General features: G+C 45.6%; 13 protein-coding genes and 1 other RNA gene. 8 read left to right on the plus strand and 6 right to left on the minus strand.

Features of this window, described 5'->3' with window-relative positions:
- The first annotated feature begins 14 nt into the window (after positions 1–14).
- Together BUA34_RS04680 and BUA34_RS04685 are read left to right on the plus strand one after the other, a co-directional pair.
- Positions 15–1,031, plus strand: coding sequence for an MlaD family protein (locus BUA34_RS04680; RefSeq protein WP_072827571.1), 1,017 nt, complete (start codon positions 15–17; stop codon positions 1,029–1,031).
- Positions 1,032–3,176 carry an ATP-dependent DNA helicase RecG gene (locus BUA34_RS04685; RefSeq protein ID WP_072827572.1) on the plus strand — a complete coding sequence of 715 codons (2,145 nt, stop codon included), beginning with the start codon at positions 1,032–1,034 and terminating at the stop codon, positions 3,174–3,176.
- Position 3,177: 1 nt separating this feature from the next.
- On the opposite strand, the gene BUA34_RS04690 is transcribed toward BUA34_RS04685, so the two are convergent.
- Positions 3,178–3,528, minus strand: coding sequence for a hypothetical protein (locus BUA34_RS04690; RefSeq protein ID WP_072827573.1), 351 nt, complete (start codon positions 3,526–3,528; stop codon positions 3,178–3,180).
- 32 nt (positions 3,529–3,560) lie between these two features.
- Entirely contained in the window at positions 3,561–5,453 is a 1,893-nt protein-coding gene (locus BUA34_RS04695; RefSeq protein WP_254794326.1) for a hypothetical protein, read from the minus strand.
- Positions 5,454–5,518: 65 nt separating this feature from the next.
- On the opposite strand from BUA34_RS04695, the gene rnpB reads away from it, so the two are divergent.
- Positions 5,519–5,885, plus strand: an RNA gene (gene rnpB, locus BUA34_RS04700) — RNase P RNA component class A.
- Positions 5,886–5,939: 54 nt separating this feature from the next.
- On the opposite strand, the gene BUA34_RS04705 is transcribed toward rnpB, so the two are convergent.
- Positions 5,940–6,485, minus strand: a complete 546-nt coding sequence (locus tag BUA34_RS04705) for a hypothetical protein (protein WP_072827575.1) — start codon at positions 6,483–6,485, stop codon at positions 5,940–5,942.
- A 26-nt stretch (positions 6,486–6,511) separates the two neighbouring features.
- Positions 6,512–7,156: an ABC transporter permease gene (locus BUA34_RS04710; protein WP_072827576.1), complete on the minus strand. Its 645-nt coding sequence runs from the start codon at positions 7,154–7,156 to the stop codon at positions 6,512–6,514.
- Between the two features lie 204 nt (positions 7,157–7,360).
- On the opposite strand from BUA34_RS04710, the gene BUA34_RS04715 reads away from it, so the two are divergent.
- Both BUA34_RS04715 and BUA34_RS04720 read left to right on the plus strand, forming a co-directional pair.
- A complete protein-coding gene (locus tag BUA34_RS04715) occupies positions 7,361–7,690 on the plus strand; it encodes a VIT1/CCC1 transporter family protein (protein WP_072827577.1) in 330 nt (109 codons plus the stop codon).
- Between the two features lie 35 nt (positions 7,691–7,725).
- On the plus strand, positions 7,726–8,544 hold the full coding sequence (locus BUA34_RS04720; protein ID WP_072827578.1) for a hypothetical protein: 819 nt from the start codon (positions 7,726–7,728) through the stop codon (positions 8,542–8,544).
- A gap of 79 nt (positions 8,545–8,623) precedes the next feature.
- Here BUA34_RS04720 and ettA read toward each other — a convergent pair whose 3' ends face one another.
- Positions 8,624–10,318 carry an energy-dependent translational throttle protein EttA gene (gene ettA, locus BUA34_RS04725; protein ID WP_072827579.1) on the minus strand — a complete coding sequence of 565 codons (1,695 nt, stop codon included), beginning with the start codon at positions 10,316–10,318 and terminating at the stop codon, positions 8,624–8,626.
- 148 nt (positions 10,319–10,466) lie between these two features.
- A complete protein-coding gene (locus tag BUA34_RS04730; protein ID WP_083579731.1) occupies positions 10,467–11,114 on the minus strand; it encodes a CatB-related O-acetyltransferase in 648 nt (215 codons plus the stop codon).
- A gap of 365 nt (positions 11,115–11,479) precedes the next feature.
- On the opposite strand from BUA34_RS04730, the gene BUA34_RS04735 reads away from it, so the two are divergent.
- From BUA34_RS04735 to recQ, 3 genes are read left to right on the plus strand one after another with little or no spacing between them, the layout of a single operon-like run.
- Positions 11,480–12,841, plus strand: coding sequence for a DUF262 domain-containing protein (locus BUA34_RS04735; RefSeq protein WP_072827580.1), 1,362 nt, complete (start codon positions 11,480–11,482; stop codon positions 12,839–12,841).
- Entirely contained in the window at positions 12,834–14,849 is a 2,016-nt protein-coding gene (locus BUA34_RS04740; protein WP_072827581.1) for a GmrSD restriction endonuclease domain-containing protein, read from the plus strand. The genes BUA34_RS04735 and BUA34_RS04740 overlap by 8 nt, the downstream gene beginning before the upstream one ends.
- Positions 14,850–14,876: 27 nt before the next feature.
- Positions 14,877–16,721, plus strand: a complete 1,845-nt coding sequence (gene recQ, locus BUA34_RS04745) for a DNA helicase RecQ (RefSeq protein ID WP_072827582.1) — start codon at positions 14,877–14,879, stop codon at positions 16,719–16,721.
- Positions 16,722–16,817: the final 96 nt, after the last annotated feature.

Here is a 16,817-nt window from a genome sequence, read left to right on the forward strand (position 1 = left end):
CTATTTTCAAAGCCATGAAACTTTCCGACAGAGCGCTTGGTTACATTTCACTTCTTGTTTTTGCCTGTATTTTTGGCGGCATTGCTTTTGGTATGTGGAAAGCACACCAAAACGTGCACCAAACAGCAATTGTAGATTTTGAGGAACTTGGTTCTTTGCAACCCGAAGACCCAGTTGTGTTGCGTGGTTACCGCGTCGGAACAATCGGACAGGTCATTTGGCTTAAAGACCGTTCTCGCGTAAAGATTCATTTCACCGAACCGCTCACGCTCCGTGCTGGCACTCAATTCAATAACGTCAACTACGCCCTCATGGGGCAACGCCGCCTCGAAATCATACCTTCCAAAACAGGCGAAGTCATGCCAGAGAACCATGTGTTCAAAGGCCACTTTGAACCGGGCATTGCAGAAACGCTCCGACTTATCGAAAATGTCAACGAACAGCTCGATGCCGTACAAAAAACGGTTTTGCTGATTTCCAAAGGAGACTCTTCGCACAAGTCCGCCACAGAAATCTACGAAGACGCAATGCATTCCATCGAAGATATTTTTGCGCACACCGAAAAAACGGTAGGCTCGTTCAGTCCTAAGTTGAACAAGCTCTTTAAGCAAATGAACACGTCGACCAAGGCGCTTTCTAAAACAGCGCTTCAAGCAGATACCGCCATCAAGACTGTTACGGCAGCCGCAAACGAAAAAATTTCACTCGTCGATTCCGTCATTTATTCTCTTAAGGAAAACGCTCAGAAGACAAACGAGATTATCACGAATATCGAAAAAGGTATTGACTCCGAAACGCTTTTGCAATCTAAGGAACTTGTCGAAAATATCAACAGTTTCATTAACGGGCTCAACAAGGCCATCATGGCCATCGACACGAAGAATCTTGGGTTCAAAGACGAAAACGGCAACGAACTCAAGTTGATTACGTGGAAAAACATGAATATCGTTGGCGACAATGCAAGGGATAAAGCCCGCAAGCGTTTGGAAGAAGCCAAAGCCCAACAAGAACAAAAGAAAGCAGGCAAGTAAATGGATTTATCGAGCCTGCCCGGACTTGGCCCCAAGAGACTTGAAAAACTCAACAAGTCGGGCCTGTGTTCTGTCGCCGATCTTTTATACAACATTCCGCGTACGTACTTAGACCAGACAAAGGTTTCTAAGATTGCGGATTTGCACGATGGCGAGCGCGCAGTCGTGATTGGGATTATCACGCGAGCAGGAATTGTCAAAGGGCGCACGTCGCGATTCATGGCTGTTCTTACGGATGGTACAAGCGAAATCCAGCTTTTATTTTTCCGCGGCACACGATTCATCGCAAACCGCGTCAAGCCCGGAACGCGTTGGCTTGTTTCTGGCGTTGTCGGTTCATACCGAGGACTCCAGCTGGTGCACCCGGACATGCAGCCGTTCGACGAAGGCGAAGCCTTTAACGGACAAATTCTCCCCGTCTACCCCATCAGCGAAATTTGCCGTGAAGCAAAGATGGAGCAGAGGTTTTTCCGCAATCTTTACAAGACGATTTTCAACTTTCCAGGACTCACGCTCCCGAACGCTTGCCCGCACGAACTCACGGACTATTTGCACTTTGCACCCGTGATGGACAACCTCCGTGCGCTCCACATGCCGAAAGATTTCGATACAATCTACAAAGCAAAGCGCGAACTCAAGATTTTGGAGCTGTTACCGTTCTGCCTGCGCATGGTGAAGCGCCGCGAAAATCAAAAGATTCGCGGTCACGAAAGGCAGATTGATTTGGGGAACGTCATGGCGGCCAAGGCCCGCCTGCCGTTCCAACTGACCGCAGGTCAGGACGCGGCGCTGAGCACCATTATCGACGGGCTCAATGGCAAAAAGCAGTTCCACGCACTGTTGCAGGGCGACGTGGGCTGCGGAAAGACCGTCGTCGCCATGCTCGCCATGATGGCGGTTTGCGGAGCAAACGAACAGTGCGCCTTGATGGTCCCGACAGATATTCTCGCACGTCAGCATTTCAAGTCGCTCAAGCCGTTCTTTGATGCAGCCGGAATCCGAGCGCATTTGCTTGTCGGGGCAACTCCCGCCGCCGAAAGAAAAGTCATTCTCGGCGAACTCCAAATGGGGCTTTGCAACATCGTCATCGGAACGCATGCGCTCTTTAGCAAGGACGTATTCTTTGCAAAGCTCGGTTTTGTCATCATCGACGAACAGCACCGTTTCGGCGTGAGCCAGCGCGAAGCGCTGCTCGCCAAAGGCGATTACCCCGACATGCTCGTGATGAGTGCAACACCTATTCCGAGAAGTCTCGCGATGACGCTATACGGCGATTTGAAAGTCATCAGCATCAAGGAAAAGCCCGCAGGCCGCAAGCCCATCAAGACACGTCTCGTGAACGCAGCAAAACGCGAATCGATGAAGCAGTTTATTTGCAAGGAAGCCGCAGGCGGAAATCTTTGCTACTGGATCGCAAGCCGCGTGAATGCAGATAGTTCGACAAGCTCACCAACCGGTGCTTCAGGCTATTCCGCAGGCAGTTCCGCAGATTCAGCAACAAGCGATTCAAGCGCCCGCAGCGTCGATGACATCGTGAACGAAATGCGTTCCTTTATCGCAACACACGGAAACGCCGACGAAAACATCGCAAAGCTCAAAGTCGCCGGCGTCCACGGACAAATGGACGACACGCAAAGAGACGAAATCATCAAGCAATTTGCCGCCGGCGAAATTCAAATTCTAGTTGCAACGACCGTCATCGAAGTCGGCGTGAACGTTCCTGCAGCAAACCTCATGGTCATCGACCAGCCAGACCGATTCGGTCTGGCGCAGCTTCACCAGCTGCGCGGGCGCGTGGGCCGCGGCAATCAAGAAGCCTGGTGCTTCTTGATGATTCCCGAAGGCGAAGCCGCCGAAACGAGCATGGAACGTCTTTCGCAATTTGCCGCCACCGAAGACGGTTTTGAAATTGCAGAACTCGACCTGAAAACTCGCGGTGCCGGAAACCTCGAAGGCAACGAGCAAAGCGGGGCCTGGGTATTCCGCTGGTTCGACTGGATTCACGACCAAGAGCTCATCTCGCAAACGCTCGAACGCGCCGACCACATATTAAAAGACGGTTCCGCATTCAGCGAAACCGCCCGTGAAAAAATCCAAGCTTGGTATAACGAGAAGCCCTCCGCAAACGAGGACGGAGTCCACTAGCTTAAAGCAAGCGCGTCATCGTCCCGACAACAAGCGCAATCAAGACAACGTTCAAGAAAAACATCGCACGGCGCACAATCAAGAAGAATATCGCCTGCCAATGGAAAATATGGTCCGTTGGATTGATCAGTTCTTTTGCAGCCAGGAACACGTTGATGCCCCCAGTCATCACAAGCATCAAGGCGCCAGCAAAATAGCCTTCATTCCAGACGAGAATCGAAAGCCATGCACCTGCAATCATGGCGATAATGCCGATAATAATTTCGACACGCATAAAAATGCATTTTACCGCCCGCGCATTTTCTCTCCTGCGGGCCTTTTCGTCTTGATTTTTTTCTTCGTCCGTTGCCATATTTTCTCTTCTTAAAAAATTTATCTACAATATCACAAAGAATACGAGGTTGTCACAGAGTAATGGGCATCGCCTTTACGTGCACCATTCAGCGGGAAGCTCACGTCAATCTTGTTAATCAAACGAGTGATAGACTTTGTCTGAGCCAAGCGGATGCCAAAGCCAGCCACATAAATCAAATTCTTTCGCCTGATATCCTTGATAGAAGCCGCAGTTTCGCCAACACTACCAAAAGCAACAACAACGGGAGCCAGCGTCAAAATTTCAAAATCCGGGAACCAGCGCTGTTCCAAATTGCCGTAAACGCGAGCTTGCCCTGCATAGAACCCCGTCGGGAAGCCGACAAAGCCATCAGAACCGCCAAGAGTCAACTGATAGCCCAGTTTAGCATCATCATACAAATCCACAAGTCCCGACAACGCAGTTGAAAAGCGCGTACTCGGATGGAAAATGTATTCGCCATTTAAACGGCCATAAAAATCATGACGTTTCCCATGGTCCAAATAAAAATACATGTACGACTTCAAAGTCAAATGATGATTTTGACGGCCGAGATAAAGGTCTGTCCAGAAATCTAAACGGATATCGTTATTATTTGCACCAAGTTGTTCGTAATTTTTCGAAAGTTGAGCCTTAATTGAAAATCCTTTATCTATATCTTCAGTCCATCTGACGTTATGGAAATTCTTGATTTTTTCATAACGCAGGTTCGAGTACATGACATACAAGCCAAGGCGGGAATCCTTGCGTTCCTGAGTCCAATCATTTACTGCACTAGCAGAATCAATGGCATATACTTTATCACCATATATAAACGGATAACGTAATACTAGACCTTCATTTGCTGTTTCACGCAAGTAATCATAAGTCGCACCCAAGTAAAGTTTGCGCTGGGTTCCACCGAACGAGCGGCTGAATCGGAAGCTCAAGGAATCGGTAATAAAATCCTCAATTGCCATAAGCTTCACTGATTTTTTCCCATTGTAACGCGATAAAGTATTAAGGTATTTATTCGTTGCAATCGAATCTATTTCACGTTCGCTCTTTTTCTTGTTATCCGGATCCTTACGGGCGATTTCTAACTGTTTGAGGAAAAACTGATTTTTTGTATAATCATAAATTTTTGCGCCCGTCGGAAGTTCTCCGCGACCATAATAGAATGCATTACGCTTATTCTTTAGACCTTCGAGAGCGTATGCCCATTGGTTCACGCTACGGCTGAGGAACGGCACATACATTTTCCAACTAGCAAGGTAGCCGTCCGTATTGTAGCTGTACAAGAAATCCAAATGGTTGTAGCGGAAAAGGAAATGCGGGTCGCCATATTCAACCTGCCACATGTCGCGGAACTCGTCATGGCCAAAGTAAAAGCCGAGCTTTTGCCCCAAGCCAAGGAAATTACTTTCCTGAATACCCACGCCCCAAACGAGATTGTCGTAGCTCCACTCGCTTCCCGAAAAACCGAAAGCAATGGGAATCGTCAACGTCCAGTTATCGCTCGTCTGAACGTCCACAATGTTTTTACCATCTTCGTTAGAAACGGTAATATTGGCATCCGAGAGGAACTTCTGGTTGCGCAAGAAACGTTCCGATTCAAGGAGCAAGTTCAAGTTGACCAAGTCGCCTTTATCAAAAAGCAAAAGCTTGCGGACCGTGATTTCGCGGGTTTCGATATGCACCCAATTCAAAATATCATACGCCCAGCGGTCATACTTCGTGTGAGCCTTCGAATCGTCAAACGCATCGCCAATGTGATAGCGAATTTTATCGACACGGAATACGGCATTGGAATCCACCGCTTCGGCCACCGAAGAATCCGACCCCATTTCAGTCGCGACAGGTTTTACAGAATCAATAGAATCAGCATCCGCAGCAGCAAACGATGCGGACGCAAGGCACAACAAACTAAATATCAAATTTTTCACGGAGATAATATACAAATTTAGAGTTTGGAATCTTGCACGTTTCCACCGCTTTTTCTAAATTTCATGGTGGGTAGCGGATGGCCGCCGGCTTCACGGCTGGAGGAAAGTCCGGGCACCGCAGGGCAAGATGCTGGATAACGTCCAGGCGCGGTAACGCGACAGAAAGTGCAGCAGAGAATAGACCGCCCGCAGCAATGCGAGTAAGGGTGAAACGGCGAGGTAAGAGCTCACCGCACGACTGGTGACAGGAGTGGCATGGTAAACCTCATCCGGTGCAAGACCAAGCAGGATTCCGTTCGCAAGAACCTGGTGCGGCCCGTGCCAGCTGGATATCCGGGTAGGTCGCTTGAGGCGATCGGTAACGATTCGTCCAGAGAGATGGTCATCGCTCCGCAAGGAGTACAGAACCCGGCTTATAACTACTCGACTTTGAAGGCTTCCGCGACAAACGGAAGCCTTCTCCTTATAAATTATCTCGAAGTTTTTTTATTTCGAAAGTCTTCTTTTTATAGCTTCGTCATAATCACCGTCTTTCCACTTTTGCTCGTAATCCTTGCAATCCTCTTCGTATTCTACAATTGCCGAATTAAGCGATCCCAAACTCATGTTTTGGAAACTAATAACAAAGTAGGAAACTCCGTTTTTGCAATAGGTTTCTGTATAATTTCTCTTATGAGAACTTTCTTTTATTCCATCTTCGAATTCCAAGCACATGGCCGCCTTTTCATGAGGCGTTATATAAAAATGAGAATCTTCATAGTACTGCGTTCCGGTACCGTTTTCGTCAAACGTAAACTTTTCCACATGTCCCTTGTATTTCGGAATATTCACCTTAATCTGTTTCCAATACGAACCATCTTCATTTGTACCATCCGTAACGACACAATAGAAACCTTCATCCCCATTCGGCGGGAAACTTCCCTTTACTTCGCTCGTTTCATTAGAACCGGAGCCACCCGAAGCAGAATCATCACATGCAGCAAGAGTAAATGCAAGCGCAATCGAGCCCAAAGCCAGCAAAAACTTTTTCATTCCATTTCTCCTTTTTGAAATTTTCTTTATAAACTTACAAATTTTTTCATGCCGGCAAAAGTGACTCCAATGCTTATGACTACAGATAAAGCCAAAATCACTAGCGGAATAAACAAATTACTCAAAAAGGCTTCATGCCCCATTTGTACAAGCAAAAGAAGCGGAACGATAAAGAACAACGTCATGTGAGTCGCCGCGCGGACTGTCTTAACGCGAAGTGATACCATCAATGAAAACGCAGTCGTCAAAAGCACAGCCGAGAGCGCCCCAAGCATCGAAGCGACAGCCGCCGTCACCGTAATTTCGGAATGAGAAAACCAATAGCCAAGCTGCGCCAAAAGAGCAAACACAATCGGAAACGGAATAATCGCCAAAAGTTTTCCCCAGAAAAGTTTCGCAGGCGCAATCGGAGAAAGCTGCAAAAGTTCAAGCGAATTACGCTCGCGCTCGCCAGCAAAAGAATCACCTGCCAAAGGCGCGCCCATCGGGGCCATCAGGCAACCGAGCAACAGCATCATGTAGCTTCCCATGCCCTGCATAATCTCGCCACCGTAACGCGACACGGCAATCGCTTGGCTCGCCGCAAGTATCACCGGCGGGATGATGAACGGAATCCAGAATTTCGGGTCCCGGAATATCAGGCGAAGTTCGTGTTTAAAAACGTGGAGCATATCAGTAGGAAGTTAGAAGTCGGCTGTACAACGTCATTGCGAGTTCCCTGTAAGGGGACGCGGCAATCCTGCCTAGAACTTAGTAAAAAAGAGCTCTAGCAAGAACGATTTAAATGCACGCAAAGTGCGATTTCAGTCATTTTGTGCTACTAAACTAAAAATTTCGTATTTTTTGTAGCATACTTTTATATTTTCAAGTTTGTCATGAGCGATAATTTGAAAAATAAACTCTACGTGTGGGCGGTATATAGTGCCGGTGGGCTTATATTTGGAGCTTTTCTAATTCCTATTTTCGGATTTGAAACAGCGTTTTACGCATTCCTTACATATTCACTTATTTCTGCAATCTGCATTTTTGTATTTGGAGTATTTCCGGAAAAAAAGCCCCTAAACGGGAATCTGCAATCCATCGATGATTATTTTTCAGAAAATTACAACCACGGTGACGGAACAGACGAGTTCGACGAAATCATGGGTTTAAGAGAAAAAGAAGAATCCTTTGACGAACTCATCGCCGCAAGGAAGAAAGAATAAGTTATGTCGCAGCCATTTATGAACCGAGAGAAAATATGATTGCGATTTTGTGTGTAGTAAACTTTCTTTGGGGACTGACGATTTTCCCGATATCCAACACCCTTAAAAAATGGGTTGAAAACACCAAATCTCTACCGTTTGGGTCAGTCATCAATTTTTTTAGTACTTGTCTTTTGGTGTTGACAATAGCTTGCGCTTATTGGCTGCCATTGTATCTAATATTCTTTTTCGAGAGTCTCAACCATGGAAACAACTGGTTATGGAGCTCGCTAGCTTTTTTTGGAGGCATGCTAGCTTATGCAATCCTAAAACGCAACGCCATCAAGTCGTATGTCCAGGAAGTCCACCAAAAAGCAAGTACGTACGACACTCCTAGTGAACTTGCCATAGAAATCATCGAGAAAGACTGGCGATGCAGAAAATGCGGAACGCCCCACAAATATCCTTACGAAAGGAATTCGCCGATGTACGGGAGCCCGTTATTTATCTGCCCCAAATGCGGAATGGAGCAATACGATTACGGGCGTTTGGAACCCGCTTTGAATCGAAGTTTTGGTAATTGGAATGTAGGGCGTATTTCTATGAAAGTAAATGTTATTTCATTTGTTATTTCAGTGATTTTTCTGATCCTAATGTTAATCAACCCAAATTCAACTGGTGAATTTTTCGGCCTCCTACTTGTTTATACAGCAACGATTTTCGTATCAAGCGTGATAATAACGATTGAGAGTAAACTGAAGAAAAAGCCTGACTTTATCAAAAAGTCTGAAGTTCGTTTGCAAGACAAAGATTATGTAGCACTGTTACGCAAACACGGATACGAAGTTCCCCATTCCATCCTCAGCAGCAAATAATTAAAAAGGGACTCTTTCGAGTCCCGTTTTTTTTAAATGGCGACCCCGGCACAGAGGCCGGGGTGACACATAAGAACAATTACTGTCTCGTGAGCGTCTTGTACTTGATGGGCTTCGGATTGTCGGCATCTTCACCGAGGCGCTTGCGACGATCAGCTTCGTATTCGCTCCAGTTGCCTTCGAACCACACCACCTTCGAATCGCCTTCGTAAGCGAGGATGTGCGTTGCGATACGGTCGAGGAACCAGCGGTCATGCGAGATAATCACAGCGCAGCCTGCGAACTTGAGGATAGCTTGTTCCAAAGCCTGCAACGTTTCAATGTCCAAGTCGTTCGTCGGTTCGTCAAGGAACAAGAGGTTGCCCGGCTTCTGCAAGTTCTTTGCCATGAGCACGCGGTTGCGTTCACCACCAGAGAGCTGCGAGAGCTTCTTCTGCTGAGCTGCACCCGTGAAGTTAAAGAGACCGCAGTAAGCACGGCCATTCATCTTGCGGTCGCCCACCAAGATTTCGTCGTTGCCACCCGTGATGGATTCCCAAACCGTCTTGGAATCGTCCAAGCTTTCGCGGCCCTGTTCCATACTGATGATTTCGACAGTTTCGCCAATCTTGAGCGTACCGCCATCGGGTTTTTCCTGGCCCATAATCATCTTGAACAAAGTCGTCTTACCAGCACCGTTCGGACCGATAATGCCCACGATACCCGAGCGCGGCAAGCTGAAGTTCAAATCGTCGAACAGCACCTTTTCGCCAAAGGCCTTCTGCAAATGTTCCGCCTGAATAACGACATCGCCCAAGCGCTTGCCGTTTGCAATGTGGATCTGAGCCACCTTGATCTGTTCCTTGGAATCTTCAGCCAAGAGTTCTTCGTAAGCCTTAAGACGGGCCTTGCTCTTTGCCTGGCGCGCCTTCGGACTCTGCTTGACCCATTCCTGTTCACGAGCGAGGCGCTTCTGACGGTCAGATTCACCCTTTTCTTCGTTCTTCATGCGTTCAAGCTTCTGGTCAAGCCACTGGGCGTAATTGCCTTCCCAAGGAATGCCACGACCGCGGTCAATTTCCAAAATCCAGTTCGTTACGTTGTCAAGGAAGTAACGGTCATGCGTCACGAGAATCACGGAGCCCTTGTATTCACGGAGGTGGCGTTCGAGCCATGCAACCGTTTCGGCATCCAGGTGGTTCGTCGGTTCGTCCAAGAGCAACAAATCCGGTTCTTCGAGGAGCAAGCGGCAAAGAGCCACGCGGCGCTTTTCACCGCCGGAGAGGTTTGTCACTGGCCAATCGCCCGGCGGGCAGCGGAGAGCATCCATTGCAATTTCAATGTTGCGGTCGAGGCTCCACAAATCCTGAGCATCGATGATGTCTTGAAGCTTTGCCTGTTCGTCGAGAAGCTTGTTCATCTCGTCGTCTTCCATCGGTTCAGCAAACTTCATGGAAATTTCGTTGAAGCGATCGAGCACGGCCTGCTTCTTGGCGACGGCCTGCATCACGTTTTCCTTGACAGTCAAGTTCGGGTCAAGCTGCGGTTCCTGCGGCAAGTAGCCTGCAGTGCGGCCCGGTTCAATCCAAGCTTCGCCCTGGAATTCCTTGTCAATGCCCGCCATAATGCGGAGGAGCGTCGACTTACCGGCACCGTTCTGGCCGATAATACCAATCTTTGCGCCATAGTAGAAGCTCAAAGAAATGTCCTTCAGCACCTCTTTGTTAGGCGGATAGGACTTGGTCATTTTGTACATGTAGAAAACGAATTTTTCTGCTTTGTTTTGTTCGGCCATATTTTACTCTCTTCGCTTCGAGGATGCGCGGACCTTCGGTCCATTGAGGTATAAGGTTAAAAGTTTTTCAGGACGAAGTCATCCTGAACGAATGTGAAGGATCCAGTTATTTTTCCTTTTTTTCGTTGTATTCAATATAGAAATATTTTTAGGCACGATTCGCAAGGAATTCCCTGATTTTCCGCTTGACAAATTCCAAATCCGGATTTGTAAGAATCGGAATCAGCGCATTGATCTCTTCAACAGGCTTATCCCACCATTTCCACTCGAGCATCAGTGCCGTCAATTCCTCGTCGAAACGATTTCGTATAAACAGCGCCGGGTTCCCCACCACAACCGTATAAGGTTCCACATCGCTCCCGACGACTGCATTTGCGCCGATGATTGCCCCATCGCCAATATGCACACCCGGCAAAATCACCGCGTTCTGCCCAATCCACACATCGTTTCCAATCACCGTATCGCCCTTGAGCGGCAAATTTTCTTTGGCAGGAGGCGCCATATTCCACCCCTGCAATGTGTAAAACGGGAACGTCGAAACCGCATTCATCTGATGGTTCGCGCCATTCATCACGAACTCCACCCCTGAGGCAATCTGGCAGAACTTCCCGATAATTAACTTATCGTCATTCCACGGATACAGATGCGTCACATGGCTCTCGAAATCGCTATCGGCAATGTAAGTAAAATCGCCCACGACAATCTGCGGATTCTTGAGCGTCGACTTCACATAAATTTCCTTGTCATAACCCGCGATCGGATGGACGGTCATCGGATCAGGGAGTGAGTTTAGCATAGGGACCTCTATTAACAAATATAAGCAAAAATTTAAAACTGATTTTGAGGATCAAGAAACTACCCAATCCTACCCAATCACTACCCAATATAGCGAAAAAGAGCTTTTGATTCTCCATGACCTCAAAAGCAAAAGAATCCGCAACATATTGCAGATTTTCATTGACAAATCATATCAGGTCATACATTTTAATATAAAAACCGCAATATTTTGCAGGTTTCAGCGTATTTCGTATTGATTTAATGGTTGATATTGAAAAGAAACTGAAGCTATAGAAGATTTTTTGCATTTTGAAATTTTATGACATCAACATGATGTATATTTGGGAAAAATACACGAAAAACTGATTTTTATACAGGCGCCCGATGAGTGAAACTATTTTAAAACCAGAAATTATTTCAGTCAAGCAATTACTAGCCATTCCAAATTTGCGAATTCCTGAATACCAGCGTCCGTACAAATGGACGGAAAAAAATGTCAATCAACTTATTGACGACATTCGCGACAACCTTGACAAATCAGCCTACCGCATCGGAACACTCGTCATCCACAATAACAAGGAAGAAGGAAAACTTGATATTGTCGATGGGCAGCAACGAACAATAACATTATTTCTTCTTGCTATTAAAATTCTTCCTCTTATCGAAGAAAACAACGACCTACAAAGACACGTTTTCTTACGAGGCGATTCCATCAATAGTTTCAAGCCTCAATCAACACTCAAGTTTTCCAACGTTATTACCAAGCAAAATGTCCAGAAGAATTTCAAGGCTATGGAACGTAGAAAATCTGATTTAGAAAAAGCAGATTTCTTAAAATTCTTCTTTAATCAATGCCAATTCGTGAAAATTGTAATTGACGACGTTTCAGAAGCATTCCAGTTTTTCGATTCTCAAAACGCTCGCGGCAAGGACTTGGAACCGCACGATTTGTTGAAAGCGTATCACCTTCGTGAAATGAACAATTCCTCTACAGAGCAAGAACGTCTAAATGCGGTAAAGAAATGGGAAAATATGGAGCCCAACGAGTTGTCCAGTTTATTCTCACAATACCTTTATCGCATCAAAAACTGGGGTCGCGATCTATCGGCGCGGTACTTTACGAAAGACGATGTAGACACATTCAAAGGTATCAGCCCAAATCTTGAAGAAGACTTCCCATACACAAAACTTTATCGTATCGCCCATTATTACGTTGACGAATTCAATTCATCTTGCCATTCCAAAATTTTGCATGAATCATTCGATTTTCCATTTCAGATTGATCAGGTAATCATCAATGGGAAACGTTTCTTCGAATATGTATCCCATTACGCCCAAATGCGTGAAGAAATAGAAAGCAACAGATCACATGAAATTCTAGACATTATACATAATTATGATGGATATAACAGGACTGGAGACCGTTATGTACGCAATCTATTCTATTGCGCCCTAATTGACTATATCGATAAATTCGGTCAAAAAAACATCGATCGCATTGTAGAGAAACTGTTTATTTGGGCTTATACACTACGATTAAAGTTGCATAGTGTCGACATTGAATCAATGGACAACTACGCATTAAATTTGGGACATTCACAGATTGCGATGTTTAAAATAATCCGAGACGCAAATAAGCCACAGGATATTTTAAATGTAGAATTGGACACTCTTTCTGATACCAAAGCAACCAAAGAAGAAAAAATTATTGCGAAATTTAAAACATTAGGTTATTATAATGGCTAACAATCTCACACCATTGTCAATCAAGACCCTTTTTGAAGAAGAAAAAATCCGTTACGAGATTCCAATTTATCAACGAGACTATGCTTGGACAGAGCCTCAAATCCGTCAGCTAATTTTAGACATTGCGGACTATGCAAAAGATAAAAGTAATTGCAATTATTACATCGGTACACTAATTGTCTACGAACGTAAGGACGATTACGAAACCATTTATGAAACAATAGACGGCCAGCAAAGACTAACCACATTAAGCATCATTCTAAATCTCTTATACAATAAAAATAAAGAATTAGATTGGTTCCATAATGAATTAGGTTGGTTCCGCGGAAATATATTGTCTTTTGCAAGTCGCCCAAGATCCACAGAATCGCTAAAGCTTCTTTCTAATTTGGATAAGCAATCATACGATAACCCAAACATGAACATCATACAAGGTTATCGTGATGCAGAAAAAGCCTTATCGCAAATTCTAAAAGAAAAGAATCTTAAAGAAAAGGACTTTGTTAAATACTTAGCAAATCAAGTCTACATTTTACGAGTTCCAGTTCCACGCGATACTGACTTGAACCATTATTTTGAAATCATGAACAGCCGTGGAGAACAGCTTGAAAAGCACGAAGTTCTCAAGGCTCAATGTTTAAAATGCCTCGATGTGAAAGACCGTGTGGCCTTCAATAAAATTTGGGAAGCAGCGGCCAATATGGAACGCTATATTCAATATGGGTTTTCTAAAAACGAGCGCAACGCTATTTTCGGAGGCAATGAAAAAGACGGAAACCTATGGGATGTTCTTGACAACAACCCTGAGCATGTTTACGAGAATCTTCACAACTCAAATGAAGAAAGTGAAAGCGAAGAAAGTCTCGAAGCCATTGCAAAAAATGACGCCAATATCAGCGTAAAAGAAGAAGATAACGAAGATACAAACATCCGTTTCAACACCGTCATCAACTTCTCAAATTTTCTGCTTCATGTTTTACGTATTCAAACAAAAACAGATATTCCTCTTGACGACAAGCGTTTGCTCGATTTATTCAAGCCTTACGTAAAATCAGATAACCCTGAGATGAATCGACAGTTTATCAAAGAGTTTGGCTATAACCTTCTGAAAATGAAATTTCTATATGACAAATACATTATCAAACGTGAATTTGTCGGTGGAAGTGATCGATGGAGCTTAAAGCGCGTTCGCATTTACGAAGGTAAAAAGCGTTCTTATTCATATGTCGGAACATTTAGCGATACATCAAATCCCGATATTGAAAGCGAAGAAAATCGCGAAATCATAATGTTACTTTCGATGTTCCACGTATCAACGCCAACGCTTGTGTATAAGCACTGGCTAAACGGCGCTTTAAAATGGTGTTTTGAGCAGTCTGAACCGATTACAGCAAAAGCCTACAAAGAATATTTGGAAAAGATGGCAGAAGCGTTCTTACGAGATCGTTTCCTGTCCAAATCACCACTGGATTACTTTGAAATTATTTATAAAAATTCCTGCAATGTTCAAAATATCGGCAACAGCAAATTGAACGAAGGCGCATTAAACGCAGGAACAGCCGTAGAAAACTTCATTTTCAACTATCTTGACTATTTGCTTTGGCAAAATTTCAGGACCACAAAATCAGCATTTGACGTTATCGGTGACAATGAAAAATTAAGAAATGATTCAAGAATAGCGTCATTTGAATTCACATTCAGAAGTTCTGTGGAACACTATTATCCACAAAACCCCATTGAAGGTAGCGATTACAAAATCAGTAAAGAGAATCTTGATTGCTTTGGCAACCTTTGCCTAATCAGCAATTCAAAGAATTCTCGATTGAGCAATTATATGCCACTCGCCAAAAAAGAACATTATGAGCAAAGTGAAAATCTTGACAGCATCAAGCAAAGAATCATGATGGCTTATACCGAATGGGACGAAGGCAAACAGTTAATGGACAAAAATGGAGTAAATGAAATTCAGGACCATTATGAAAAAATGAAAAATGTATTGCTTGGATAAAACATTTCATAGACCTATTTCAAAATAATGCCCACCGCTCACGAAATTTTAAAATCTGTTTTCGGCTATGATGCGTTCCGCCCCATGCAACAGGAAATCATCGAGCATGTCGTATCGCGGAAAGATGCGCTCGTGCTGATGCCAACTGGCGGCGGCAAGTCCATTTGCTACCAGATTCCGGCCTTGATGTTCAAGGGCATCACGGTCGTTATTTCACCGTTGATTTCACTGATGAAAGACCAGGTGGACGCGCTAAATGCAAACGGCATTGGCGCAGATGCACTGAACAGCAACAACGAAGAAGGCGAAAATGCGGCCATCCGGCAGCGTTGCAAAGCTGGCCAGACCAAGATTCTCTACATCTCGCCGGAGCGTTTGCAACGAGAAATTCCGTGGATGCAACAGCACTTGAGCGTTTCGCTGTTCGCTATTGACGAGGCGCATTGCATTTCGCAATGGGGTCACGATTTTCGCCCGGAATACACGCAGCTCGGCATGTTGCATCAAGCGTTCCCAAGCGCAACAATCATGGCGCTGACAGCTACGGCAGATAAACTCACAAAAGAAGATATTGTCAGGCAGCTGAACTTGCGAGACTTTAGACTTTTCGTGAGTTCGTTCGACCGTCCGAATTTGGGTCTCGATGTGCGGCGCGGTTATTCCGCTTCTGAAAAGCTGAAGGCGATTTTGTCCATCATTTCAAAGCACAAGCACGAATCGGGAATCATCTATTGCCTTTCGCGCAAGAGCACCGAGAAAGTCGCTGCCGACCTCATCAACGCTGGCGTTTACGCGAAAGCTTACCATGCGGGGCTAACCGACGAAGAACGCAACAATGTGCAAGAGGATTTCATCAACGACAATATCGATATCGTGTGTGCGACAATCGCATTCGGCATGGGCATTGACAAGAGCAATGTCCGTTATGTCATCCATTACAATCTCCCCAAGAGCATCGAGAGCTTTTACCAAGAGATTGGTCGCGCGGGCCGCGACGGTCTCCCCTCTGAAACGGTGCTGTTCTACAATTTCCAGGACATCATCACGCTCCGCAAATTTGTAATCGAAAGCGGCCAACGAGATATCAACTCCGAGAAGCTCGACCGCATGCAGGAATACGCCGAATCGCAGGTTTGCCGTCGTCGTATTTTGCTCAACTACTTCGGCGAAAACAACAGCAGCAACTGCGGGAATTGCGACATTTGCAAGCACCCGCCACAGCGATTCAACGGCACAATACTCGTGCAGAAAGCACTCTCGGCCATCAAACGCACTGGCGAGCATATCGGCTTTTCAATGACCGCCGACATTCTCAAGGGAACGCTCAGCGACGAGATTGTCCAGAAGGGTTACGACAAACTCAAGACATTCGGTGTGGGGGCCAAGACAACGCTCAAGCATTGGCACGATTACCTTTTGCAAATGTTGCAACTCGGCTACATCGAAATTGCCTACAACGAAAACAACCACCTTAAAATTACCGAAAGCGGTAACGAAGTCCTCTTCGGGAAGAAAACCGCAGAACTTGCCATCGCCGCAAAAGCAGAAGCAAAGGAAAGCGCAAAACCGAGAAGCAGTCGCGGCGCATTTTCGCGCGCATCTGCCAGCAACACGCGCTCGACATTTACGAGCTCAGACTCCGACGAAGACACTTCCCTATTCGAAGCATTGCGAAAAGTCCGTAGGCAAATCGCCGAAGAAAACAACTGGCCCGCCTACGTTGTACTTTCCGACCGCACGTTAAAGGACCTCGCCTACAAGGCGCCAATCACCATCGATGAACTGCAAGACGTGTTCGGTTTCGGCGAAATGAAAATCCGAAAGTTCGGGCAGCAATTCGTGGACGCCATCTGCGATTACATGAGGCAATAAAAAAATTCCCGCAGTTTTCTTAACTGCGGGATGTTCTTTTTCAAAACTTAACTAGATCCTTCGACTTCGCGGAGTTTATCCCGGACTTTGTTCCGG

It is taken from the genome of Fibrobacter sp. UWB12 (genome assembly GCF_900142485.1).
Lineage (GTDB): Bacteria > Fibrobacterota > Fibrobacteria > Fibrobacterales > Fibrobacteraceae > Fibrobacter.